Origin of the sequence: Microcoleus sp. MON1_C5 (assembly GCF_036701875.1) — a bacterium.
Lineage (GTDB): Bacteria > Cyanobacteriota > Cyanobacteriia > Cyanobacteriales > Microcoleaceae > Microcoleus.
In genome coordinates this window covers 1-23,986 of record NZ_JAUBRN010000030.1, presented here as the reverse complement: position 1 = coordinate 23,986, position 23,986 = coordinate 1, and the positions used below count along the sequence as shown (strand labels likewise).

General features: G+C 45.9%; 19 protein-coding genes and 1 tRNA gene. 9 read left to right on the top strand and 11 right to left on the bottom strand.

Annotated features, from left to right (window positions below; translation table 11 throughout):
• The first annotated feature begins 357 nt into the window (after positions 1-357).
• From QUA71_RS16070 to QUA71_RS16055, 4 genes are all read left to right on the top strand, one after another.
• Positions 358-2,553 (top strand): nitrate reductase, encoded by a 2,196-nt coding sequence (locus tag QUA71_RS16070; RefSeq protein ID WP_333286409.1) that lies wholly within the window; start codon positions 358-360, stop codon positions 2,551-2,553.
• Positions 2,554-2,714: 161 nt separating this feature from the next.
• A complete protein-coding gene (locus tag QUA71_RS16065) occupies positions 2,715-3,161 on the top strand; it encodes a hypothetical protein (RefSeq protein WP_333286406.1) in 447 nt (148 codons plus the stop codon).
• 16 nt (positions 3,162-3,177) lie between these two features.
• The gene (locus QUA71_RS16060; RefSeq protein ID WP_332948676.1) at positions 3,178-3,489 is read left to right on the top strand and encodes an RNA recognition motif domain-containing protein; all 312 of its coding nucleotides are present in this window, start codon (positions 3,178-3,180) and stop codon (positions 3,487-3,489) included.
• A gap of 360 nt (positions 3,490-3,849) precedes the next feature.
• Complete coding sequence (locus tag QUA71_RS16055; RefSeq protein ID WP_333286404.1) at positions 3,850-4,308, top strand: phosphate-starvation-inducible PsiE family protein; 459 nt, start codon at positions 3,850-3,852, stop codon at positions 4,306-4,308.
• A 170-nt stretch (positions 4,309-4,478) separates the two neighbouring features.
• Here QUA71_RS16055 and rimM read toward each other — a convergent pair whose 3' ends face one another.
• The 3 genes from rimM to QUA71_RS16040 form a co-directional block, all read right to left on the bottom strand.
• On the bottom strand, positions 4,479-5,120 hold the full coding sequence (gene rimM / locus QUA71_RS16050) for a ribosome maturation factor RimM (protein ID WP_333214620.1): 642 nt from the start codon (positions 5,118-5,120) through the stop codon (positions 4,479-4,481).
• 171 nt (positions 5,121-5,291) lie between these two features.
• Positions 5,292-5,924: a response regulator gene (locus tag QUA71_RS16045; RefSeq protein WP_006632834.1), complete on the bottom strand. Its 633-nt coding sequence runs from the start codon at positions 5,922-5,924 to the stop codon at positions 5,292-5,294.
• 176 nt (positions 5,925-6,100) lie between these two features.
• Positions 6,101-7,375: a molybdopterin-binding protein gene (locus tag QUA71_RS16040; protein WP_333286402.1), complete on the bottom strand. Its 1,275-nt coding sequence runs from the start codon at positions 7,373-7,375 to the stop codon at positions 6,101-6,103.
• A 116-nt stretch (positions 7,376-7,491) separates the two neighbouring features.
• Between QUA71_RS16040 and QUA71_RS16035 the strand changes: the two genes are divergently transcribed.
• The 3 genes from QUA71_RS16035 (at position 7,492) to cobO (ending at position 9,535) form a co-directional block, all read left to right on the top strand.
• Positions 7,492-8,109, top strand: a complete 618-nt coding sequence (locus QUA71_RS16035) for a hypothetical protein (protein WP_333286400.1) — start codon at positions 7,492-7,494, stop codon at positions 8,107-8,109.
• 165 nt (positions 8,110-8,274) lie between these two features.
• Positions 8,275-8,853 (top strand): Uma2 family endonuclease, encoded by a 579-nt coding sequence (locus tag QUA71_RS16030; protein WP_333286398.1) that lies wholly within the window; start codon positions 8,275-8,277, stop codon positions 8,851-8,853.
• 58 nt (positions 8,854-8,911) lie between these two features.
• Positions 8,912-9,535, top strand: a complete 624-nt coding sequence (gene cobO, locus QUA71_RS16025) for a cob(I)yrinic acid a,c-diamide adenosyltransferase (RefSeq protein WP_333286396.1) — start codon at positions 8,912-8,914, stop codon at positions 9,533-9,535.
• 49 nt (positions 9,536-9,584) lie between these two features.
• On the opposite strand, the gene QUA71_RS16020 is transcribed toward cobO, so the two are convergent.
• The 7 genes from QUA71_RS16020 to ribBA form a co-directional block, all read right to left on the bottom strand.
• Positions 9,585-12,122, bottom strand: a complete 2,538-nt coding sequence (locus QUA71_RS16020; protein WP_333286394.1) for a CHASE4 domain-containing protein — start codon at positions 12,120-12,122, stop codon at positions 9,585-9,587.
• A gap of 189 nt (positions 12,123-12,311) precedes the next feature.
• Complete coding sequence (locus QUA71_RS16015; RefSeq protein WP_333286392.1) at positions 12,312-12,809, bottom strand: hypothetical protein; 498 nt, start codon at positions 12,807-12,809, stop codon at positions 12,312-12,314.
• Between the two features lie 464 nt (positions 12,810-13,273).
• Positions 13,274-14,278, bottom strand: a complete 1,005-nt coding sequence (locus tag QUA71_RS16010; protein WP_190662649.1) for an RNA polymerase sigma factor, RpoD/SigA family — start codon at positions 14,276-14,278, stop codon at positions 13,274-13,276.
• Between the two features lie 875 nt (positions 14,279-15,153).
• The gene (locus tag QUA71_RS16005) at positions 15,154-16,887 is read right to left on the bottom strand and encodes an ATP-binding protein (protein ID WP_190662648.1); all 1,734 of its coding nucleotides are present in this window, start codon (positions 16,885-16,887) and stop codon (positions 15,154-15,156) included.
• A gap of 98 nt (positions 16,888-16,985) precedes the next feature.
• The gene (locus QUA71_RS16000; protein WP_333214602.1) at positions 16,986-18,425 is read right to left on the bottom strand and encodes a pentapeptide repeat-containing protein; all 1,440 of its coding nucleotides are present in this window, start codon (positions 18,423-18,425) and stop codon (positions 16,986-16,988) included.
• Positions 18,426-18,473: 48 nt separating this feature from the next.
• Positions 18,474-18,929: an HAD domain-containing protein gene (locus tag QUA71_RS15995; protein ID WP_333286389.1), complete on the bottom strand. Its 456-nt coding sequence runs from the start codon at positions 18,927-18,929 to the stop codon at positions 18,474-18,476.
• Positions 18,930-19,196: 267 nt separating this feature from the next.
• On the bottom strand, positions 19,197-20,912 hold the full coding sequence (ribBA, locus tag QUA71_RS15990; protein WP_333286387.1) for a bifunctional 3,4-dihydroxy-2-butanone-4-phosphate synthase/GTP cyclohydrolase II: 1,716 nt from the start codon (positions 20,910-20,912) through the stop codon (positions 19,197-19,199).
• Positions 20,913-21,077: 165 nt separating this feature from the next.
• Between ribBA and QUA71_RS15985 the strand changes: the two genes are divergently transcribed.
• Entirely contained in the window at positions 21,078-21,926 is an 849-nt protein-coding gene (locus QUA71_RS15985) for a site-specific DNA-methyltransferase (protein WP_333286385.1), read from the top strand.
• 146 nt (positions 21,927-22,072) lie between these two features.
• On the top strand, positions 22,073-23,446 hold the full coding sequence (locus tag QUA71_RS15980) for a DUF4339 domain-containing protein (RefSeq protein WP_333286383.1): 1,374 nt from the start codon (positions 22,073-22,075) through the stop codon (positions 23,444-23,446).
• A 183-nt stretch (positions 23,447-23,629) separates the two neighbouring features.
• Here the strand turns inward: QUA71_RS15980 and QUA71_RS15975 are convergent.
• A tRNA-Phe gene (locus tag QUA71_RS15975) sits at positions 23,630-23,730 on the bottom strand.
• Positions 23,731-23,986 lie beyond the last annotated feature (256 nt).

The following is a 23,986-nucleotide window of genomic DNA, read 5'->3' as shown; positions in this document are numbered from 1 at the left end:
GCACTAAATCTCACATTGCTATCAACAACTAGGTCAAAAGTAGTAGCGGTCGCTGTTTTAACTAGGCAAAAATTCCTCTTAGCCCCCCTTCTTGGGGCTGACAAGAGTTAGGTTAGAATTTCCTCTGTTTGAGGAAGATTTAGTAGCAGCCAGAAGCTGACTACAAGCGAGAGCAAGCGCGATTTTTAGTAAGATAGCGGGTAATTTTAAATCAGGGTATTGTCCGTTTCTGGGAAGTATAAATGGGGAAATTTAGTAAGGATTGACACGTTATTTGCAGGAGCTCTCTGTTCCGGCTATAATAACAAATTACGAATTACCTATTAGCTTTCAAAAATTAGCATCTAAAATCACCAGATGGAAACTATAAAAACTCTTTGCCCTTACTGCGGTGTAGGTTGCGGTCTAGAAGTTGTTCCCGACAAAAAACAAAGTTGGAAAGTGCGGGGCGATCGCAATCACCCATCGAGCCAAGGCATGGTTTGTATTAAGGGAGCAACCGTAGCAGAGTCCATTCGGAGCGATCGGCTACTGTATCCGATGATGCGAGATACTCTCGACCAACCGTTCCGCCGCGCTAGTTGGGACGAAGCTCTCGATGCAATTGTTAATCGCATCCAAACAATTCACAGCACCAGCGGCCCCGATGCTTTGTGCGTTTACGGTTCGGGTCAATTCGCAACAGAAGATTATTATGTTGCCCAGAAACTAATGAAAGGTTGTCTGGGTACTAATAATTTTGATGCTAATTCTCGCTTGTGTATGTCTTCAGCAGTCTCTGGATACGTTCAAAGCTTTGGCTCGGACGGGCCGCCTTGCTGTTACGACGATTTAGAATTAACAGATTGCGCTTTTATTATCGGCAGCAATACAGCAGAATGCCATCCGATCGTATTTAATCGATTAGCAAAATACCACAAAAAGCATCCAAATGTCAAGATGATTGTGGTAGATCCGAGGCGGACTCCGACTGCTGAAGCGGCGGATTTGCACTTAGCAATTAAACCAGGTACAGATATAGATTTGCTTAACGGAATTGCATATTTGCTGTTACGCAGGCAAGCAATAGATTCTGAGTTTATTGAAGAATGCACGGCGAATTTTTCAGCTTTTGCTGAGGTTATTAGCAGCTACACGCCGGAGTTTGTAGCCTCGCGCTGCGACATTACTGTCAGCGAGTTAGAAACGGCGGCCAACTACTGGGAACAGTCGCAGCGGGTTTTGTCGCTGTGGTCGATGGGGATGAATCAGTCGTCGGAAGGCACGGCAAAGGTGCGATCGCTGATTAATTTGCACTTGATGACCGGTCAAATCGGCAAACCGGGAAGCGGCCCTTTTTCCCTCACCGGCCAGCCCAACGCGATGGGAGGCCGGGAAGCGGGAGGACTGTCTCATTTGCTCCCAGGCTACAGATTTGTGAAAAATGCTGAACACAGAACCCAAGTCGAGGAGTTTTGGGGACTCGCACCGGGAAGCATTTCCCCGAATCCGGGCCGCACAGCTTGGGATATGATTACCGGTTTGGAAACTGGCGAAGTCGAGTTGCTGTGGATTGCAGCCACTAATCCGGTGGTGAGTATGCCGGATTTGGAACGCACTAAAGCCGCTTTGCTGCGCTCGCCCTTTACTATTTATCAAGAAGCTTACTATCCCACGGAAACCTCCGCCTACGCTCACATCCTGCTGCCGGCAACGCAGTGGAGCGAAAAAACCGGAGTAATGACGAATTCCGAACGCCGCGTTACCTTTTGTCCCGGTTTCGACACTCCCTCCGGGGAAGCCCGCGACGACTGGAGCATTTTCGCCGAGGTGGGACGGCGGTTGGGTTTTGCCGAACACTTTGCTTTCGAGAACAGTGCGGAGGTTTTTACAGAGTACGCGCAGTTGACGCGCGGCCAGCCTTGCGACATGACCGGTCTGAGCCACGAATACATCCGCCAAGAAGGGCCGCAGCAGTGGCCTTGCCGGGAAAACGAGCCTGTGCATCCAGCGAACGAAGCGAAACGGCTGTATACTGACAGGCGTTTTCACACTCCTGATGCGCGGGCGAGATTTTCGGCCTATCACTCCCGGGGACTGGCAGAACCTCCCGATCCGAACTATCCGTTTGTGTTAACGACAGGAAGAGTTTACGGACACTGGCACACGATGACGCGGACGGGTAGAACAGAAAAAATTAATCAATTGCACCCGGACCCGTTTTTGGAAATTCACCCCCGCGATGCTGCCAAATTGCAGATTAAGGAGGGGGATTTGCTGGAAGTTCGATCGCGCCGCGGCAAGGCGCAGTTTCCGGCAAAACTCACAAAGGCGATCGCCCCGGGTACGCTATTTGTACCCATGCACTGGGGTTCTCTGTGGGCTGAAGGTGCTGAAGCCAATGCTATGACTCATGCTGCAAGCTGTCCAGATTCCAAACAGCCTGAGTTAAAAGCTTGTGCGGTGCAGTTGGTGCTGGTTGGGGCAGAAACTGCGGCGGAAGTTGGATCAGAAGTTGCAGCAGAAGTTGAGGAATTTAATTGGGCAAAATCCACCCTCGCCGTCACTTCTTGAGCTGTCGTCCAACTACGGGATGTTAAAACTCACCGAAGAACGAGCGCGAAGCCCCGGGCGATCGACATGGGGATGAACCGGGTTGATGTTCGGCGAGACGTTCGACAAGCGCTTAGTCAATCGCTCTGAGCCGAACGATTTGAGATTTACTCCACAGATAGATGTGGGATTTTGAACAAGAGTCTAAAATTGGGATCTCTCCAAGACAGGAGTCGGAGGCTTGTATCCGTTTTTGGGGTAACAACCTCTTTCGATCGAGCAATTTTGAGTCCAGACGCGCCCTACACATAAATCTTAAATCCCAAATCCCAGATGTAAAACCTAAAATCGTTATGCCATTACGCAGCCTAAGAACTGGGTTTCCCCGGCAGAGCCCGGGAACAAGAAAAATTAAATTTATTTATTCTGAGTTGTTCCTTCTTGATTGGGGGTTTTTGCTTCCGCAGAATGCCTTCTGGCGAATAGCTTCTGCTTTCTTTTTAATTAATCGAGTCAGACAATTGCCGTTTGCACCTCAAGGTGCTATGATGGTTTTACAAGGCTTTATTTTCGGCAGTACAGTTCGTTCGATCGGCGTTCCTCCGGATTTAAATCTCTACACACTCTGATTCTGGAGAATGTTCAATGTCAATCTATGTCGGCAATTTATCCTACGAAGTAACGCAGGAGCACCTCAACCAAACTTTTGGAGAGTACGGAACAGTAAAGCGCGTTCAGTTGCCTGCTGACCGGGAAACAGGTCGGATGCGGGGCTTCGCTTTTGTAGAAATGTCTACTGAAGCCGAAGAAGCCGCAGCCATTGAGGCTCTTGACGGTGCTGAGTGGATGGGTCGCGACCTCAAGGTCAATAAGGCAAAACCCCGCGAAGAACGTGGTTCTTCTAACAGCGGTAACTGGGGTAACAACGATCGCGGTGGCAATTCTCGTCGCTACTAAACCACCCGAGCTAAATTTTTAGCTATCTTGTATATTGCGTCGGAGCAAGCTGGGAATCAACGATCATTCTCTGTTGAGAAGGGATAGTTAGTTCAGTGATTGCACCGCGCCTTAAAAGCCTCAAAATATTGCTAGACAATAGTTTGAGGCTTTTTTCTGGCAAAAATTATTAATCAGGAGTTCGATCGCGTGCGATCGATTCCTAGGTGACACGAAAAATTATAAAATATAACAGGTAGATAAAGAACCCTTGTCCAGCACCAGGGTGGCACAGCGAAACCAGGCAATCCCAGAGTTAAACCCTTGCAAAGTGTACCGAACAATGACAGAATCATCAAGAAAGATGACTAAATCACCGGTATGCTAAAAAAAATATTTAGGCAAATTTCTAAGTTAGGGAATGAAGAAAATTTTCTGCATTTTACGGAAAGTGTAGAGGTAATAATATCGAAAATTTTATCACTGGCGATGATTTTGGTAATTATCGTCAGCGTTTGCGATTTGCTGGTGTTTTTAGCAAAAGAATTGGTAAACCACAGTGATAATTTGTTAAAAGACACGTTGTTTGTCATATTTGGGTTATTTTTAAATGTTTTAATTGCTCTGGAAATCTTGGAAAATATTACAGCTTATCTGAAAAAGCACGTAATTCAAGTAGAGCTAGTTATTGTAACTTCTTTGATAGCAGTATCTCGAAAAATCATCATTCTTGACCTGGAAAAGAAAACAGCAGCCGACTTGATTGGTTTGGCGATTGCAATTTTCGCGCTTTCTATCAGCTACTTGATAGTGCGGTACACAAATAAAGAAAAAGATTAATATGGGGAATTGAGAAGTGGGAATTTTAAATAACTAATATAGCAATCCTCGCATCATTCGTGAATTGCTTACTGCCTCCCCTTACCAAGGGGAGGGTTGGGGTGAGGTAAAAAATTTACGACTTATTTAGAATTGCTCTATCATATCCGGTCGATTGACCAGAAATGATATTATTCCAATAAACCAGGAGGAGGCATAATTTCAATTCTGCCTTGTTCTAAGTCCACAACTGGCACAATTTCTTCCACAAAAGGAATCAAAATTTTTGTGGATTTAGGCTCTTTAACGCGAATATTCCGTGGTTTGCGGGTATTTCTGGGGTCAGCGTTGGCTTTGGGAGTTTCCGGCTGTTTTGGCTTTTCTAATTCTGCGGCGACAGTTTCCGGCGGCGTTAGATTCGTTTCTACTTCTAAAAGGTCGTTACCTGCAGGAATAATATCACTTACCTTGCCTAGGATTTCCCCGGTTAACTGGTTAAAAACTTCCATACCGATCAAATCTTGGACGTAAAACTCATCAGATTCGAGGTAAGGTCGATCGGTCTTTTCAACAAACAACTTACAGCCCCGCAGCGCCTCAGCACTATCGCGGTCTTCCACACCCTCTAGCTCTACAGCATACAGCCCTTTGCCGGGAATGTAGCGACCGCCCAAAAACTCGATCGGTTCCGGTTCACTTTTGTTAGGGCGCAAAATCCACCGCTTCCCCGGTTCGATAAACCTTTCCGGGAAATCCGAATCGGGATAGACTCGCACTTCCCCGTCCAAACCTTGAGCTGCTACAATTTTACCGATTTCTATCCACTCAGACATAGATTATATCACTCAAATTGCTAGTAATTGATAATGGGAATTTGGTGTTGGGAATTGGGAATCCGCAATGGGGAATTGGGAAGAAAGCAACTGAAAAATGTTGAATTATTTTTATTCCTTCTTGCCTCTTCCCTCTTCCTTCTTCCCTCTTCCTTCTTCCTTCTTCCTTCTTTAGACCAATCCAGTTCTCAGCGCTACAACTGCTGCTTGCACGCGGTCATCCACTGCCAACTTATTCATAATACCGCGAACGTGAGTTTTAATCGTATTTGGACTCAAGTAAAGCGCCGCTGCTATCTCGGGATTGCTGTTACCTTCCACCATTAATTTTAACACCTCCAATTCCCGCTGCGACAACTGACCAAAAGTAGTTGTAGAGGCAGGTATCGGGGGTTTGAGGTGCTCGATGACAGTGCGCGCAATTTGAGGGTCAAGGTATGTAGCCCCCTCTGCTGCCGCTGCAATTGCTGCTAACAGCCTATCTACGGAAGCACCTTTAATACAATAAGCATCAGCACCACTAGAAAGGGCAGCAATAATTTCAGTTTCTGCCGTGTGAGAAGTTAACATTACTACTCTAACTTCTGGCAGTTGTGCTTTAATTTGCTGCGTCGCTGCTATGCCGTCGAGCCGCGGCAAACCGATATCCATCACAATAATATCAGGTTTGAGTTTCAGTGCGGCTGCTACGCCTAAATACCCGTCTTCTGCTTGTCCTACTATTTCTATTTCTGGGGAATCGGCTAAAACTTGCTCTAATCCCAGTTGCATCATCGGGTCATCTTCAACAATTAAAATTCTCATAATACGAAGGAAGTTCGGCAACGGATTGTGTAACGGATTGTGTAACGGATGTCAGGAAGAAGGAAGAAGGAAGAAGGAAGAAGGAAGAAGGAAGAAGGAAGATTACTTAGTTGTTAATATTTTACATGAACTTATACCGAACTAATAACAAATAACTAATAACACAGAACAACTAACTAATGACTAACTTTTAAAACCTCCACGAATTCACCTGGTAAAATCCCGGTTTCCACTGGTGGCAAAACTGCTAAACCACTTGTATTGGCAAGGTTAATTAAATTCGCTGAATTTTGGCTGCCGCTAGCAGGTTCAAATTCCCACACTCCCGCAACTAAATGTAGTTTACCCCAAACATAAGTTTCGCGCCGGCCAGGCGATCGCAATTCAGCATTACACCTCGCTTTGACAAACTCCGGCCCCCAAGCATCCGCGGCAAGCCCAGAAATTTTTCTCAAAGCAGGCACAACAAACCGCCAACAGCAGACTAAAGCCGAAACCGGATTTCCCGGCAAACCAAAATAGAGACAATCCGAACTAAAACTCGGAGAATCATCATTTTTTTCACCTCGTTTAAACTCCGCAACCGTTAAAGGTTTCCCCGGCTTAATCGCCACAGAACTAATGTGAACTTTTCCTCCCAAATTCGCCAAAATTTTCTCGACATAATCGTAGTCTCCTACCGAGACGCCCCCCGTAGAAAGCACCACATCCGCCGTCGCAACAGCCCGGGATATCGCCTTGTTTAACGCATCTTCATTATCAGGAACAATCCCCAATCGAATCGGTTCAAATCCCATTTGGGCCAACAAAACTGTCAAAGCATACTGATTCGAGTCTACCAGTTTCCCCGGTGCCAAAGGTTCGTCAGGCGATACCAATTCGTCACCCGTAGAAAAAATTGCCACCCGCAGCCGCCGATAAACTGGAACTTGAATGCACTGGGCAGTTGCTAACACCGCCATTTCTGGGGCGTTGATAACTGTACCGGGAGTTAGCAAAGGTGTTCCTGCTTGATAAAAAGCGCCTTTGTGCCTGACAAATGCTTGCGGTTTTTCAGGAGTAACTAAGATAAAAATGCGATCGCCCTCACGCCTTGTTTCTTCCTGCATTACCACCGTATCAGCACCCGCTGGCATCATAGCACCCGTAAAAATTCGCGCCGCTTGCCCCGATTGGACGGTATTTTGAGGCTGATATCCGGCTGGAATCTCTTCAACTACTTCGAGTACCACTGGTTTTTCGGCGCTACAGTTTTCCACATCAGCAAACCGCACCGCGTACCCATCCATTGCTGAATTATCCCAATAAGGAAAATCAAGGGAACCAGTTACGGGGGCAGCCAAAATGCGCCCCGATGCTGCCAGCAAGTCTACAGTTTCTACATCCCGCTGAGTGTCGAGGGGTTGCGCCAAATTTAGAACGATCGATTCTGCTTCTTTCACTGACAGCATGACTGTCTCCTTGTTTTGATAACACTCCTGATTAAGTTTAGCAAAATCTCCAGAGATATTGGTGATATAATTTTTTGTATTTGGGCAGTAAACCTAATTTTTGGTGTTAATTGCTTATGACTATTTCTCGCTTTGTTGTTCGACTAAATGGTTTATCCTTATTTCTGGTGGTGCTGCTGATACTTTTAACTCAACTTGCCGGCTTAAAAGTCAGCGATTTATTCTTTCACCCTTATTTTTCTCCCAATCCCAATGTCGCCTTGTTAACTCGGATATTCCAGATTTTATGTTCTGTACCAGTCATTGTTTGTACTTTCACCTATGGACTAGCTCAAAGTATTCAACCGCGCAATTACGAAAATCGATTTATTCTCTTCTCCGCTCTTTTAACAGGTGGATTTCTGCTGAATCACAGTTACAGAATTCATATATATATGATAGCATTAGGCATTCCCAAGCTAGGAGTAAGCCTTTTGTACGCCGTTGTTTTGTGCTCCTACGGATGGTTTTTTCGGCGAGAACTACAGTTGACTCCCTACCCAATATTGTTAGCTGGTTTGGGCTTGTTGTTTTTTGCGATCGGCGTCGATTCCCTGCATTTAAAAAACAAAATATTTTCCAGCTTACTAGAGGGAGTACCTAAATTGTTTAGCGAAATCAACATTGCGTTTTATTATTGGTATGTCTGTAAGTGTTTCCTCCTAAAAGCTTTATATAAAAATTTTGAGAGTTAGTTATAAGTAGATGATATAATGATATCACCAGTGCCTCCCAAAAACTACCACTGAAATCCTCCTTCCTCCATCAATAATATTTACAGCATTTGCATCGCTCGGCATTTATCCGCATTCATATACATTATGTAGCTTAAAAATCCCAATCCATCTTGATAAAAAACCATGATAGCAGTTACCATCAACTTCAACTCCATAGTTAAACTAACCGACGACCAATTTTATCAACTGTGCCGCGAAAACCCCGATGTCAAATTTGAACGCAACGCCAAAGGAGAAATAATCATCATGCCACCTACCGGAGGAGAAACAGGAAATTACAATTTTGAAATAGCTACTGATTTGGGAATTTGGAACCGACAAACCAAACTGGGAATTTGTTTCGATTCTTCAACTTGCTTCAAATTGCCCAGCGGTGCAAATCGTTCTCCCGATGTCTCTTGGATAAAAAAGGAAAGATGGGACGCACTTACTCCCGAACAAAAACAAAAATTCCCTCCCATCGCCCCAGATTTTGTCTTGGAATTAATGTCGCCCACCGATAGTTTAAAAGATACCCAAGACAAAATGCAAGAATACATGAATAACCAAGTAAAACTAGGTTGGTTAATCAACCGCAAAACCCGCCGAGTCGAAATCTATCGCCCAGGACAAGAAGTAGAAATACTGGAATCTCCCCCAGAACTTTCAGGAGAAGATGTTTTGCCCGGTTTCGTGCTAAACTTGCAGCTAGTCTGGCAATAACTAAAAAGTCTGCATCCATCAGCGTCTATTGGCGTTCATCTGCGGTTAAAAAAATCTAATGGAAACTAAAGAAACAACTTCCCTAACAGCCGAACAGCACAAACAGAAAATGCAGCGCCGCCAAGAAGTACAGGCGCAGCGAATCGCTAACTCCTCAAAAGAAAAAGGTTTAATTATAGTCAATACTGGTAACGGGAAAGGCAAAACTACAGCCGCTTTGGGAATGGTTGTGCGATCGCTCGGTCACGGATACCGCGTCGCTATAGTACAATTTATCAAGGGAGCTTGGGAACCCGCAGAAAAAGCCGTTTTTCAACTCTGGGAAAAACAGCTAGAATTTCACGCAATGGGGGAAGGCTTTACCTGGGACACGCAAAACCGCGATCGAGATATCGAAACAGCTCAAAAAGCCTGGGAAAAATCCCTAACTTTCATCTGCAATCCCGAATTTAAATTAGTTCTTCTAGATGAAGTCAATATAGCATTAAAACTGGGTTATTTGCAAGTCGAGCAAGTGCTTTCCGGGTTAGAACAAAAACCAGAAGAAACCCACCTTATTTTAACAGGCAGAGGCGCCCCGCCAGCGCTAATCGAACGGGCAGACTTGGTGACAGAAATGACTTTAGTTAAGCATCCATTCCGAGAACAAGGGATTAAAGCTCAACCAGGCATTGAGTATTAATGTTGTTTGTAGTCAAGACTTTTGCGCCCCTCTAAAATTTAAAAAAGAGCTATGCTGGCAACATCAGAGTAAAAGTTGACCCCTTGCCAAACTCGCTACTCACAGTAATTTCTCCCCCCAGCATCTGAGAGTATTTCTGCGCTATTGCCAAGCCCAAACCCGTACCTCCGTACTTGCGGGTAGTCGAAGCATCAGCTTGCGTAAAAGGTTGAAATAACTTTTCTAGCTGTTCAGGAGTAATCCCAATCCCCGTATCAGTACACTTAATAATTAACTGTTCCCAATTCCCACTATTCTCGTTATTTTTTATTCTTTCAACGCTGAGTGTAACCGTTCCTTTATGAGTAAACTTAGCTGCATTACTGAGCAAATTAAACAAAATTTGAGTAAACTTAGTTTGATCGGAATACAATTCGCCAATATTATTAGGACACTCCACATTCAGGCGATTAGTGTTTCGCAAAAATAGCGGTTCAACAGTTCTGGCTACATCTAGAACTGCCTCCGACACGTCAAAAGTTTCTAATTCAAGTTCCGCGTGACCGGCTTCAATCTTCGACAAGTCCAGAATATCATTAATTAAAGAAAGTAAAAGCTGGCCTGAATGGTGAATTCTCTCCAAATCCGATACAAAATTTTCTTCGCCCAAATCTAAAGCCTCTTCTTGCAGAATCTCGCTGTAACCGATAATCGCATTCAGAGGAGTTCGCAGTTCGTGGCTCATGTTAGCCAAAAACTGACTTTTAGCCAAACTAGCTGCTTCTGCGGCTTCCTTTGCCTTGTAGAGTTCTGCCTCGGCTTGCAAGCGGTCGGTCACGTCGTGAGCAAGCACTAATTCAGCATTTCTGCTATCAAATACCAGAGCATAAGAAGTAATTTCAACATCAATAATTGTTCCGTCTTTTTTCTGGTGCTGCCATACACCTGCAAACTCAATACCGGCATCTACTTGGGAGATATTTTCTAGCAATCTCGGCAGCTCTTGGGGGGGACGAATGTCCGCAACGGTCATGTTGAGAAATTCGTCGCGAGTGTAGCCGTAGTGTTGGACAGCAGCCTGATTGACGGCTATAAATTCTAGAGTTTCTAAATCGTAAACCCACATCGGATGGGGGTTATTTTTAAACAAAAGTCTGTAGCGTTCTTCCGAGGCTCGCAGTTCGGCTTCGGCTTGTTTGCGCTCGGTAATGTCCCGGACAACCGTGCAAATAATCTCGCGGCCGCCGTAGGAAATCACGCTCCCGCTCACTTCCACGTCCACGCAGGAACCGTCTCGGCGGCGGTAGAGAACTTCGCCAATTCTGAATTGTTTGTTCGTCAGCAGCAACTCGATATTGTTGTCAATTATGTCTTTAGAGTAAGCGATGATATCGTAAATAGTTAGTTGCGAAATCGCATCCAGACTGTAATCGAGCAAGTCTCTAAACGCTGTATTGGCTTCCAAAAGGCGTTTGGTTTGAGCGTCCCATAGGAAAATACAATCTGTAGCTTGCTCGACTACCGCTCGATAGCGGGCTTTTTCCTCAAGTTGTTCGCTTTCGGCTTGGGCGATCGCACTCAACATTCCGTTGATAGTATGGGCAAGGTCGGACAACTCATCTTCCCCCGTCACCGGCAGTCGCACCGAGAGGTCTTGGCTGCTGCTGATGCGGTTCACTGCTTTCGCCAAACCGCTCAACCGAGACAGCACCAGACGCTCTAGCAGTAGCAGAGTGCAGCCGACAAACCCAACTCCGGCTAACGCTACAGACACCAGCAGGTACAGCAAACTAATTTGACCTTGCCGGTATATTTCTCTGGGGATATCCACCCGCAATAGCAGCGCAGGTTTGTTGTAAATATCGCGAATCAGAGCGTAACCCGCGATCGACTCTTCGCTTAAAGGACGCACAAAAATCGGTTTTTTTTCCGACAGTTTCTCCCGCGCTTTCTCGAAGTCTGCAGGCAACTGAGCCTCATTAACGCTGTGTACAATGAGTGGCAAGCGAGTAATTTTAGAAACCTTCGCAATGCTCGCAGCATCCAAATTCCGCCCGAATACCAGCGTACCTCGGATCGGGCCGGTGCTTTTAGTCGTGAGAATTGGGCGGGAAGTAATCAGTATTGGCCCTGACGGTAGTAGCAGGATACCAGCGAGGCTGCTTTTGGCGTTGGGGTGCTGCAACAGCGGGTCGCTGAGAGAAATGCGGCGTTTTAATGCTTCTGGAACAGGCGTTAGTTTCAGCTTTTGGCTGTCGAAACCCGTACTGTAAACTATTTTGCCAGAAGTATTGACAAAAATGGCTATATTAACTCTTATATTAGCCAGCCCTTCTGGAATTAAATTGGAGGCAATGAATTTTGAGTTGCGGTTTTGGATGAAAGTGTAGGTGTCGTCCCAGGACGACCAGTCGGCAAAGCGCGAGTTGAAGTCATCTGCGGTTTGCCCGAACACGCTGAGCACTCCCTTGACAACCTGTGTGGCTTCTTGTTCCTCTGCTTTGATCAGGCTGCCCAAGAGGATGTTTGAGGAGATGGCATACAGAATGCCAGTCAGTCCAGCGATGGTAATGCCAATGATCGATAGTGTTTTCCGACGCAGTTTCATCTTGCCATGTGTGTGGTGTCCGTCCGAAATTCTCAACTCAGGAGCAATTTTACTGCTGTTTCCTGAACCCTGAGCGAAAGCAATTTAGTCCGGGGGGCCCCCGATGTATCAATGGGGTTGCTTTCTTCAATTCTAAAATCTAAAATCTAAAATCTAAAATCGATTGACTGGTGGCGCAGCGCGTGTTTCCTACTTTTCCCACACCTGCTGCTTGTGAGCTTCCTTGCAAATACCCAAGATGCGCCGATCGTTCTCGCTGATGGTGGAAATTGGGTAATATTGTTGCAGGTTTACGGAGTAGGGAGAGCGACTGCCGTCGTAACTGTCCACTACTGTTAAATTTAACTGAGTTCGCTCGCTTGTGCCGTAAAAACAGTAAAAAGCAGACCGAGGCAGGTAAAAAGCTCCGACTACCTTACTCTGTCGCATTTCCAATACTAAATATTCTTGTTTAATTTCATCTGGCTTGCTCGACTGGCCGTAGAGGTAAATGCCATCTGCTAAACCTGTGCTAGCTGTATCTGGCGCAGGATTTGGGGGAGATTGCGAGCTTAAAACGCCGGATTTGATGTGCGAGTCCTGCACCAGGCGTGCGGGGAATGCGATGCTGAAGTTACCGGGCGAGAGAGCAAGCACGATCGCGATCGCTTCTAAACTTCCTGTCAATATCAAATAAGTCAAAACCACTCCAAACCCCAAAATTTAAAATACCTGGTTCCAAGCGCCTCTTGTACCAGTTTCAAAAAGCTCGTAGAGAAACCGGGTATCTGGCTTAACGTTGGCTATTAACTTGAAGGAACGATCGCCCGCCCGGTTCCTGAACTTAAATGTAAGATTAGTTTTGACAAATTTTGCGTCCGCCCCGATCGGGCGATCGACCCGTCAAATAATACCCTTTTAGATTTTAAATTTTATAGTCCTGGACGCATATACTACGATTTTCTGTCCGAAGACAACCTAGTGAAGCAATCTCAAACCCTTGATTTAAGCTCGATAGTGCGTAAGTCCTGTTTTAGATTAAAGAATGGAATAATTGGGAATGACCTATTGCCTAATTGTGTGAATCACGGGCTTACAGTTACATTCTTTTTTCAAACTGGTATAGACGTAAAAAAAGTTGAGATTTTGGGAAATCTCAACTTTTTTAGTGACTAACTAGCCAAGTATTCTCGGACTTGAGATTGGCGGCGTCGCAGGTGGGCGAGGGCTTGATGTTCTAGCTGCCGCACCCGTTCCCGGCTGAGATTGAGGCGTTCTCCCACTTTCGCCAGAGACATTTCTGTGCCGTCTTCCAAACCGAAGCGCAGAATTATCACATCTCGCTGCTGGGGGGTCAGTTCTGATATCAAAGTATCGAGGTCTTGCCGCAGCAATTCCGAGGTAATGTAGTTGTCGGGAGATGCAGTTTCGTCTTCTAAGAGTTCTTGCAGTTCGGTATCTTGGTTGTCTCCTACCCGCAAGTCCAAAGAAACTGGATGTCTTGCCATCAGCAGGTATTCCCGAATTTGGGAAGGGTGCAGTTCCAAGGCCGCGGCAATTTCCCCGGGGGAGGGAGACCGGCCCAACTGCTGGGTAAGTTCCCGCTGTACTTTTTTGATTTTGTTGAGTTTTTCGGTGATGTGAATTGGCAATCGAATTGTGCGGGCGTGTTGGGCGATCGCGCGGGTAATTGCTTGCCGAATCCACCAGTAGGCATAGGTAGAAAATTTGTATCCCCGCATCGGGTCAAATTTTTCGACTCCTCGTTCTAAACCGAGGGTGCCTTCTTGGATTAAATCCAAGAATTCCATATTGCGTTTCTGGTATTTTTTGGCGATCGCGACTACTAGCCGCAAATTCGCTTCAATCATCTTTTGCTTGGCGCGCCGCCCTATGTGTAAGATCCGGCTAAGTTCGGGTTCGGTCAACTCCATTTCGGCAGCCCACTCTTGATCCGTCAGATCCCGCTGCCATTCTTTAGCAAGTGCTTGTTTTGCTTCGATTAATTTCATCATTTGCTGCACCTGCTTCCCGAAAACAATTTCTTCTTCTCGGGTTAGCAGAGGTACGCGACCGATCTCGTGCAGATAGGTACGAACCGTATCCGTTGAGGAGTATGGCCGGCTGCCCATGCGATCGGCTTTCACTGTTTTGTTTTTGGGGGTTATGGTGGACATGGGTGAGTATTGCACTCCTTGTAACAACAGATAAAAAGTTGGTGATACCCTGTCCCACTTTTGCAAGTGGGATAAAGACTGCGACAAAGGGGATGTTTCCCCTCCTGTTTATCGGTGACGATCGGTAGAAGCTTTTTGTTTGGGATTACTTTTATGCTGGATTTTTCAGTAATCCCCGTCGATTTCCGGTAGCTCGCTAGCTTTAACGGCTAGTTCAAGGCGAAGTGGAGCAAGAGTTTAGTTTTCTCAATATTATTCCCAATTTTGAGGATCGTAAAGGGTAAAAACCTCTGTCTTAAGGTCAAGATTCTACATTTTTCCTTAAGGTTTTGAATTCCCTGTTAGTTTTAACTGCCACTTAACTTCACAATACTCATGCAAACAGACTCATGCAATTCGAGGGCTTTGTTTTGCTCTCTGTTCCATCATCGCTTGAAATTTTCTCGCTGCCTAGATGCTGGGATGCGAGATAACCGAACTCGATCGCCGTATTAGAGGCGAGTAACTGTTTAAAATATTTATTGACATTTTTATTTAAATATGTTAACCAAATTCGGCTACGAGTAACGACAAGGTGTATAAAGGCTGGCTGTTGCCCTGTTTGACTTTCATTGTGCTGCGAGGCTCCATCATCTCCATGTTTAAGCTTAGGCAAATTTTGGGCAGTTAGGGATGAGGGGTGAGGGGGTGAAAGGGGAAAAGCTTCTGACTGAAAGCTGGGGTCTAATTTTTTTGACGTTCGATCGCACTTTTTCGTTTATAAGTGAGGCAAAAATTAGATATTTCTGTCATTACCAGCGATCGCCAATTGTTCGCAAAGACTAATTTACAGTAACATTTGCCTAAGTTCTGTAATGAATCTAGGAGTTGTCAATCTAAAACCCCAAATCCATTTTAGCAGATTCTGCCTCGGCAAATACTTGTTCATCCGGCATTTCTTGCCAGTCAATATCCCCAATTTCTCTGTAGAATTGCTCGTCATAGGGGCGAGTTTGCACGACTACGGGCATGGGTACGGCGTGTCCCAAAACTAATGCTTGCTGTTTGGAGTCGAGTTTTGCCAAAACTGAACGCAAACTCTGCCCTCCCGAAACGCCGGTAAAAATAGCCTCGATGTCTTTATCATCGTTTAGCAAAGCAGTAATGCGCGTTCCGACTTGCGACATGACTTCGGCATCGATGCCTGAGGGGCGCTGGTCTACAATCAGCAGGGTGACAAAGTATTTTCGCATTTCTCGGGCGATCGTACCGAAAATAGTCGATCGCACGATCGCCGGATCGAGAAAGCGGTGAGCTTCTTCAATGGTAATCACCAATGGCTGCGGGCGATCGCACGGATTTTTGCTCTGCAAAAACTTCTCAGCTTTCCGCACGTAAGATCCGTGAATGCGGCGAGTAATCACGTTTGCCGCCAACATATACGACAGCAAATCCGAGTGTGAACCGAACTCAATTACTACATTCTTCCCCCCATCCAAACACTGCAAAACTTCAGTTACATAATTTTTGGGACAGCGTTTGCGAATATACTTCAAATCGTTCAACCGCTCTAATTTCCGCTGCAAAGCCATAATCGAAGATTTATTCCCCCGCTTCTCTTCGCAAAACATTGAAATATCTTCATTGCTCATTTCCAGCAACTTATTAATCCAACTGCTGCCCAACTCGTTTCGCAAAATAATCGCATTTTCGATACTAGCTTCCGACAAATTCAACTCGCGCTGTACCAACGCGATGTCTTCCACTTCTATTTCATCGAAACTCAAAAATAACTCTTGAGCGTCGCGGACTCCCCGGCGTTTGGTCGATTCTGGATCGAGGGTATAAATCTGAATTTTATCGGGAAACAACTGCCGCAAACCTTTAACAGTGCTGAACTTTTTCCCTTCCGAAACTGCTTCCCACCCGTACTCCGAGTGCATATCAAAAATTAGATTGACAGCAGCTTGCTTGCGAATAATTCCCGACAATAGCAAGCGCGTCAGAAAAGATTTTCCCGTTCCCGACTTGCCAAAAACTCCGTTGCTGCGTTCTACAAATCGGTCTAAATCCAAGCACACAGCAACGTCCATGTCAATCGGTTTGCCGATCGCAAAATTGCGGCGGTACGGGTCATCTTCCCAGCCAAAAACTGCCCGAAAATCGGTTTCTTTGGCATCAAACACCTGGGAAAAGTGGCTGGGAATAGTTTTGACAGGCAGCAACTCAATATCCGCACCGGTTTGTGACTCAAAAGAAGCCAAATTTCCTAACGCCAGCTTATTCTCGCGGACTCCGCCGTTTTTCGTGGGGTCGAAAATTGCCTGCTGTTTTTCTCGTTCAGCAGTCAACATCAACATCGGCGACAGTTCGATGGTACCGTAGGTGCTGCTACCGGCTAGCACTGCGAGGAGAAAATCGTCGTCGGGATTGGGAGGATTCGATAAAATGCGGGCGCTAGAAGTTCCCAGAGACACGTCGGTGAGCATACAGAAAAAGTGCGATCGCACCCCCCGCACTACTAGAAATTTCCCCACCCTCATATCTTCCACCGAAACGTCGGCGTGCAGTCGCACTTCTAATCCCTTGCTCAGAGAACCTTGAATAACAGAGCCTAAAGGTCGATCCATTTTAGATTTTAGATTTTAGATTTTAGATTGTTAATAATCGAGCAATTTTCGACGGGCGATTTTTTATTTTAGATTTTCGATTGTTAACAGTCAACTAATTACCATTCCGATCCTAGTGGCAATTCAAAAAAACTCGGACTCAGATCTATATTCGCCAAATCGGTTTCGCTCAAATAAGCATCGGTCAAAAATACCGCTTTTAAACTTGCGCCTTTGAGGTTAGTACCTTTCAGGTTAGCACCTCTGAGATTAACTCGGAATAAATGAGCATCGCTCAAGTCTGCCTCAGTTAAATCTGCCCCCTCCAAATTTACTCTCATCAAATCTGCTTTTCGGAGGTCAGCTTCGGTTAAGTTAGCGCCGCTGAGGTCAGCTTTTGTCAAGTCTACACCTCTCAAGTCTGCCCCGCTCAAGTTAGCGAACAGCAAAGTAGCCCCCGTGAAATCTGTCTCCCTCAAATCGGCATCGCTTAAATTAGCGCCGCTGAGGTCAGCCCTTGTTAAGTCTACACGCCGGAGGTCAGCAGAACTCAAGTTTACTTGGTGTAAAATTGCGCCGCTTAAATCGGCTCCTCTCAAATCTGTTTGCTCCAAGTTTGCACCTTTGAGGTAAGCTTTTTTTAAGCTAGCTCTACTGAAGTCTACATTTTTGAGATTAACCGAACTTAAGTTAGAACCGCTCAAATTAGCTCCGCTTAAATCTGACCCGTTTAAGTCGGCTCCGGTTAAGTTTACCCCTTGCAGCGATACATTGGGAGCAATTAAATAAGCTCCGCCCAGAGCGGGGTCAATGCCTTCTGAAAACAATGTTTTGTTGCTGTAAACAGCTTTCTCCAAAATTGTGCCGCTCAAACTAGCTTCCCTCAAGTCCGCTGCGCTGAGGTTGGCTCCTGCTAAGTTGGCCCGATCGAGTTTTGCGCCAAATAAAATAGCTTTGTATAAGTTTGTCCGCCGCAAATCGGCTCCTTTTAAATCGGCTTCGGTCAAATCTACCATAGCCAGATTTAAGCCAGGGAGCGAAGCATTGGGAGTTAGTAAAAATGCTCCCATTGCACCCGGATCGATATCCTCGGGAAAGATAGTCCGGTTGTTGTATACCGCCTTGTCTAAAATGGCGCCGCTCAACTGAGAACCGCGCAAATCGGCCCCACTGAGGTTGGCTCTGGTTAAGTTGGCTTCGTGGAGATTTGCTCCAACTAAATTAGCTTTGATCAAACTTGCTTGTTTGAGGTTGGCGCCGGTGAATTCGGCTCCTACGAGATTAGCTTCTCGGAGGACAGCACCAGTCAAATCAGCTCTAGTGAGGTTAGCTAAATTAAGAAATGATTCAGCTAAATCCGCCCCACTGAGATTAGCGCCGCTGAGGTCGGCTTCAATCAGGTCTGCATACCTGAGCATAGCGCCGCTGAGGTTAGTTTCTCGGAGATCGGTGCCTCTGAGGTTGGCTCCCCGGAGTTCCGCACCGCCGAGGTTGGTGCCTTTAAGTGCTTGTCCCCTGAGGTCGAGTCGGTGCAGAAAGTCACCAACGTTCATTTCCATGTCAAATTCACCCTCTCTATTCCGATACTTTTTTCCTAACCTTTGAAATCAAGTTAGATATTCTGAAAGTACCTTTGCTGAGTTCTGGTCAAAACCATTGTAATCATCAATAGCCACAACTGGCGCATCTGGCGGATAGTGTTCTGGAATATCGTCAATGGCTACCCAAGGCGAGTTTTCTGCTTGATTTTGTCGAAGATACTCAAGAACTTCCTGGTGTCGTAAATATTTGTGTTGGTGAATATTTTTGGGGTTTAGAAAAGGGGTGAATCCGATAATACGGATAGCGATATCTGGTGAAAATAATGGTGTAATTACCTCGAAGGGGAATATTTCACGCCAGGATGATGAAATTACTACTCGCGCATTAGGATAGGAACGAAGGACATTTTCAAAGTGATTAAGGCAAGCTGAATTAAATTTCATTATATCTGTTGGCAAGCTCGCTGTTTCATGTCTTCTGTCAGGAATAAGTACACCATCAATGTCTAAAAAAATTAACATTAACTAAAAGTCATAGTGAATAATTTAATGAGTATTAATACTGCTTAATAATATAAATGTACATCTACGATTGTCTCTCAAGTGTTCGCGCTACATCGACTTGTTAGACTGAATCAACATTGTTATTCACTGTTTTTATTGGTGGCTGCTTTCTGACGAAAGGAAGATGCTGGGAGCAACAAGTATTATTCTGAAATTCACAGTTTTTCTTGGCTTCTGCCTTCCCCCCCGCTGGGGTAGGGGGGGGTTGGCTTCTACCTTCTGCCTTCAGGCAAGAGGAGCAAAACTGTAGATTTTTTGAGGTTCGAGCCGATCGCAAATTCCGGTTAATTCCGACAAAAGGAATGTCTCGCGATCGAGCTGAACTTGCAGGGTTTTGAGCGGATCTCCACCGGAGGAAACCATGAATTCTAATGTTTGCAAATTCGGCTCAGTGCTGATTTCGCCCAAAATTTGGCCGATCGCCCTGACATAAGGATGGTTTGGATCTTTGTACCAATCGGGGGCTGCGAGTCCGGCTTGATCAAAGCCGAGGTGAACGATGAGGGAGCCTTCTCCGAAAAGGGCTATTCCCACCGGCCGCGCTTCTTCTTGCAGCAGCAAGTGCTGGTTAGCCGCCAAATGCCGCAGTTTTTCGAGGTGTTCGTACCGATTTTGGATTGCAGAATCTTCCTCTTTTCCTTCTGCTTTCTGGCTTCTACCTTCTTCCTTCGTTTCGTTCCACTGAATCGCCACTGTTACTAAATAAGTTTGCAGCAGCATATGACCGAGTTTTTCGGCTTTTGTTGCCAGATAGATCGAGTTGTAATCTGTGGCTTCAATTAGTAAGGGGACGCGATCGGCTACTTCAATCCCGTAACCTTTCAAACCCGCAATTTTGCGGGGGTTGTTGGTAATCAACCGAATTTTTTTAACTCCCAAATCGTTGAGCATTTGTGCTCCGACGCCGTAGTTCCGCAAGTCGGCGGGAAATCCCAACCGTTCGTTGGCTTCTACAGTATCCAATCCCAAGTCTTGCAGCGAGTAAGCTTTTAGTTTATTTACCAATCCAATACCCCGACCTTCTTGGCGCAAGTAAACGATGACGCCAGAACCGACATTTTCGATCATTTTCAGTGCCGCTTGCAGTTGCATCCGGCAGTCGCAGCGCAGGGAACCCAAAGCATCGCCGGTCAGGCATTCGGAATGCACCCGCACCATCACGGGTTTGTCTTTAAATTCTGCCGGGTCGCCCTTGACAATAGCAACGTGTTCTGAGTTGTCTTGGGTGTCGCGGTAGGCGTAAATCATAAACTCGCCGAATTGAGTGGGCAATTTGGCGACGGTTTCGCGGCGGACGAATCGATCGTGCTTGAGCCGGTAGCTAATTAAGTCGGCAATACTGATTATTTTGAGGTTGTGGGTTTTGGCGTACTCGATTAATTCGGGCAACCTCGCCATCGAACCGTCCGGGTTTTGAATTTCGCAGATCACGCCGCTGGGATACAGGCCGGCGAGTCTGGCGAGGTCAACCGAAGCTTCGGTGTGACCGGCGCGTTTGAGGACGCCACCGTCGATCGCCCGCAGGGGGAAAATGTGACCGGGACGCCGCAAGTCTTGAGGTTTGGTGTCCGGGTGGATGGCGACTTGGATGGTGCGGGCCCGGTCTTCGGCGGAGATACCGGTACTGACACCGTTGACTGCATCAATGCTGACGGTGAAGGCAGTTTGGTTGTTGTCAGTGTTTTTGCTGACCATCAGGGGCAGTTCCAGGCGATCGAGCCTTTCACCACTCAAGGCCAGACAAATCAAACCCCGCGCGTTCACGGCCATAAAGTTGATGTTGTCGGGGGTGGCGAATTGGGCGGCACAAATCACGTCGCCTTCGTTTTCGCGATTTTCGTCATCGACTACTACCACCATGCGACCTGCTTTGAGGTCTGCGAGGGCGCTGTCGATCGAGTCAAATTGAAATAATTGTGTTGAGGAGTTGTTATTTGGCACTGAGGAGTTCAAGCTATAAAATGTTATGGAAATAGAATGTATTTGTGATTGTAACCTTTTGTTTCCGACAGGGCGATTCCCCAGTCCAGATGAGTTTGACAATATTTCTAAACTCACTTACTATAATTATTGCATCTTGTCAACAAAATCTCTCCCCAATATTTCATGAGCTTGACTGAGATCGCGAATATTTTAGGTAAACCGTACTTTCAAGCTCCTAATTGCGTAATTTATAACATGGATTGCTTGGAAGCATTGAAGCTGCTACCCGATCAATTTGTAGATTTAACCGTTACCAGCCCGCCTTATTACATCGGCAAAGAGTACGAAAAATCCTTGGTGTTAGATGAGTATTTAAACTGGTGCGAGCAGTGGATAGCAGAGGTTTACCGGGTAACGCTCGATCGAGGAGCGTTTTGGCTGAATTTAGGCTATTTGTCAATTCGCGATCGGGCAAAAGCAATTCCGATTTCCTACCTGCTTTGGGACAAAGTGCCTTTTTATCTGATTCAAGAAGTTGTCTGGAATTACGGCGCGGGAGTTGCGGGCAGCAAGTTCTTTTCACCCCGCAATGAAAAGTTTCTCTGGTATGTGAAAAATCAAAATAAGTATACATTTAATTTGGATGAAGTGCGCGACCCAAATGTGAAATATCCGAATCAGAAAAAGAACGGCAAGATTAAAGTAAACTTAAAAGGCAAAAATCCGACGGATGTTTGGCAGTTCCCAAAAGTTACGTCGGGGAAAAACCGAGCTTCAAAAGAACGCACGCCTCACCCCGCTCAATTTCCTGTTGCTGTTGTCGATCGCATCATCAAGTCTTCATCTAATTTAAACGAAATTGTTTTAGATACGTTTATGGGTTCAGGTACTACAGCAATTGTGGCTCTGGGTTTGCAGCGTCAAGTTATTGGATTTGAAATTAGGGCTGATTACTGTGAGATTGTCGCTAGTAGAATAGAGATTTTTTTGATGGACAAGGAACTCACAGAAGCACAGTTATCTTTATTCTAAAGTTGGTAATTGCAGCAATTTAATTTAAATTGTCCCAGAGCGGGCGATCGGTCTCAAGCGATCGGCGCTCAAGACGATCGGATCGCACTCCCCAGAACGATCGGCGCAATGGGACAATATTGATATCCCGTCAAATTATCCTAACCATGAATAATTGGCCGAAATTCCTCCCCGATCCTACATCGTGCGCCAGAGGGTTTGCCTTAAGCATTAGCTTTTGGCTGATTGTTTCTCTACTGTGGCCCAATGCTTACTATTATTCCTACGCATTTAGCAGGAGGTACTGGTACACCATCAGGAGCTCGGACTTTCAAGCCGTAATAACATTTGCTTGGTTGTGCCAAATCTTGTTATTTTCTTTCTATCACTGGGGAGTAACGAAGGTTGCCGAGTGGATGGAAATTCGCCGACACAATCAGCAACCGCCTACTGTATCGGCTTGGCAGCACTGGAGGGAAGGCGTTATTGCATTTCTCACGGTGCCCGCAGCAATCGTGATGGGAATTCCCGCGATCGCCATTTTTATGCTACCGGTCAACAGCTCTTCGGGCGCGCTCATTGCTTTAATTCTAGGAACTGCGATCGCATCTGCTTACCTGTATCACTTCCGCTTTGCAAAGCTGCTTAAAATTATTCTTAAATTCTTAGGGATTTTCTATGCAGACCTTCTAAAGATATTTGAACTTTTGTTAGTTCCAGTAGTAACTGGTACTCCGTTTTTTTTGCTAACTATTGCGACGGCACAAATCCTACCGAAACAGCTACTACCATTAACAACTTTTTTCTTAGTTGTGTGCGTACTGCTGAGCGCAATAGTGGGATATGCAGCTTTGCAGTATTGGTCAGCGCATTTAGTTAATTGGGCAGCGATGTGGTGGCCCGCCGAATCTCCTGGTCATAGCCGGATTCAAGCTCGCAAAGCCTGGAAACACAACACGACAGCAACCAGCCAATCTTTTGTTCGGCACACAACCAGTTGGCACTTAGCCGCTAACGACGCTACCAACCTAATTTGCCTAAACCTCATAGCGAGCGTACTCGGTGCGATCGGTTTTCTGCTGTTTGGAGAGTCTTCAGAATGGTCAGAAACACAAGAAGAGATTTTAGGATCTGCCGTAGCCCTAGTTTGGGTGGCGCTGTGGCATTTCTGGGGGTGGCCTCGCGAAGTAGAAATTGCCAGAGGTAAGCCGGAGGCTAAGAAAAGTCAGAGTTCAGCTAAGAAAAAGCGATCGCCCAATTCTAACTCACCGCCTCCGAATCCGGTAGAACAAGAGCTAAATCAGCTCAAAGCCACAACTGGAATTAATCGGATGAAGCCTGTGAGACGATCGACCCAGCCAACTCCTGAAGTTGCTCAATGGTACGTGTTTCGCAGCGGTGAAGCCAAGGGGCCCTATACCAAATTGCAATTATGGGAGATTCAGGAAATCACAGCCCGAACCAAAGTCCGGCGCGGGGAAGCCGAGTGGCAGCGCGCCGGTGAAATTCCAGAACTAGCGTCGTACCTCACTCAAAAATAAGGCGCTATCCCGAAAAAACTATTCTCGGCGGGGCTGAATCCTTCTCCACAGCTTCAAATATTCAGGTCGAACAGATTCACCAATCTCGTTAGCTAAACTTTCAGGCAAATCGAGTTCGATAAATGACTGCATTGCCCGCATTTTTCCTAAAAAAAAACCCTCAACTTTGTGAGGGCTTTGCGATGCCAGGAACGAGAGTTGAACTCGTAACACGTGGATTTTCAGTCCACTGCTCCCGATCGATTGCTTGAATAGTAACTGCGAAGTCACAACAGCAATCCGGCCAGAAATTGAAGCCACCTCGCTACTCCCTCAAAAGGAACTGCAAGATCGGCAATGGCAAGGAGATTAAATTGATAGACCAGTAATTTGGGATTTACGGCATCGCTTTTTTTTGTATTATTTTATAATCTTAAAGTTTTTTTTCTTCCTTTCTTGTAGGGAATGGTACTGTTGTCATGAATTTTTTCGTAATTGCTCAACTAGGGGAAAAAATGGAGCCATCAATAGAGAGAGCTTGTTGAATAGATTGATAAGCAG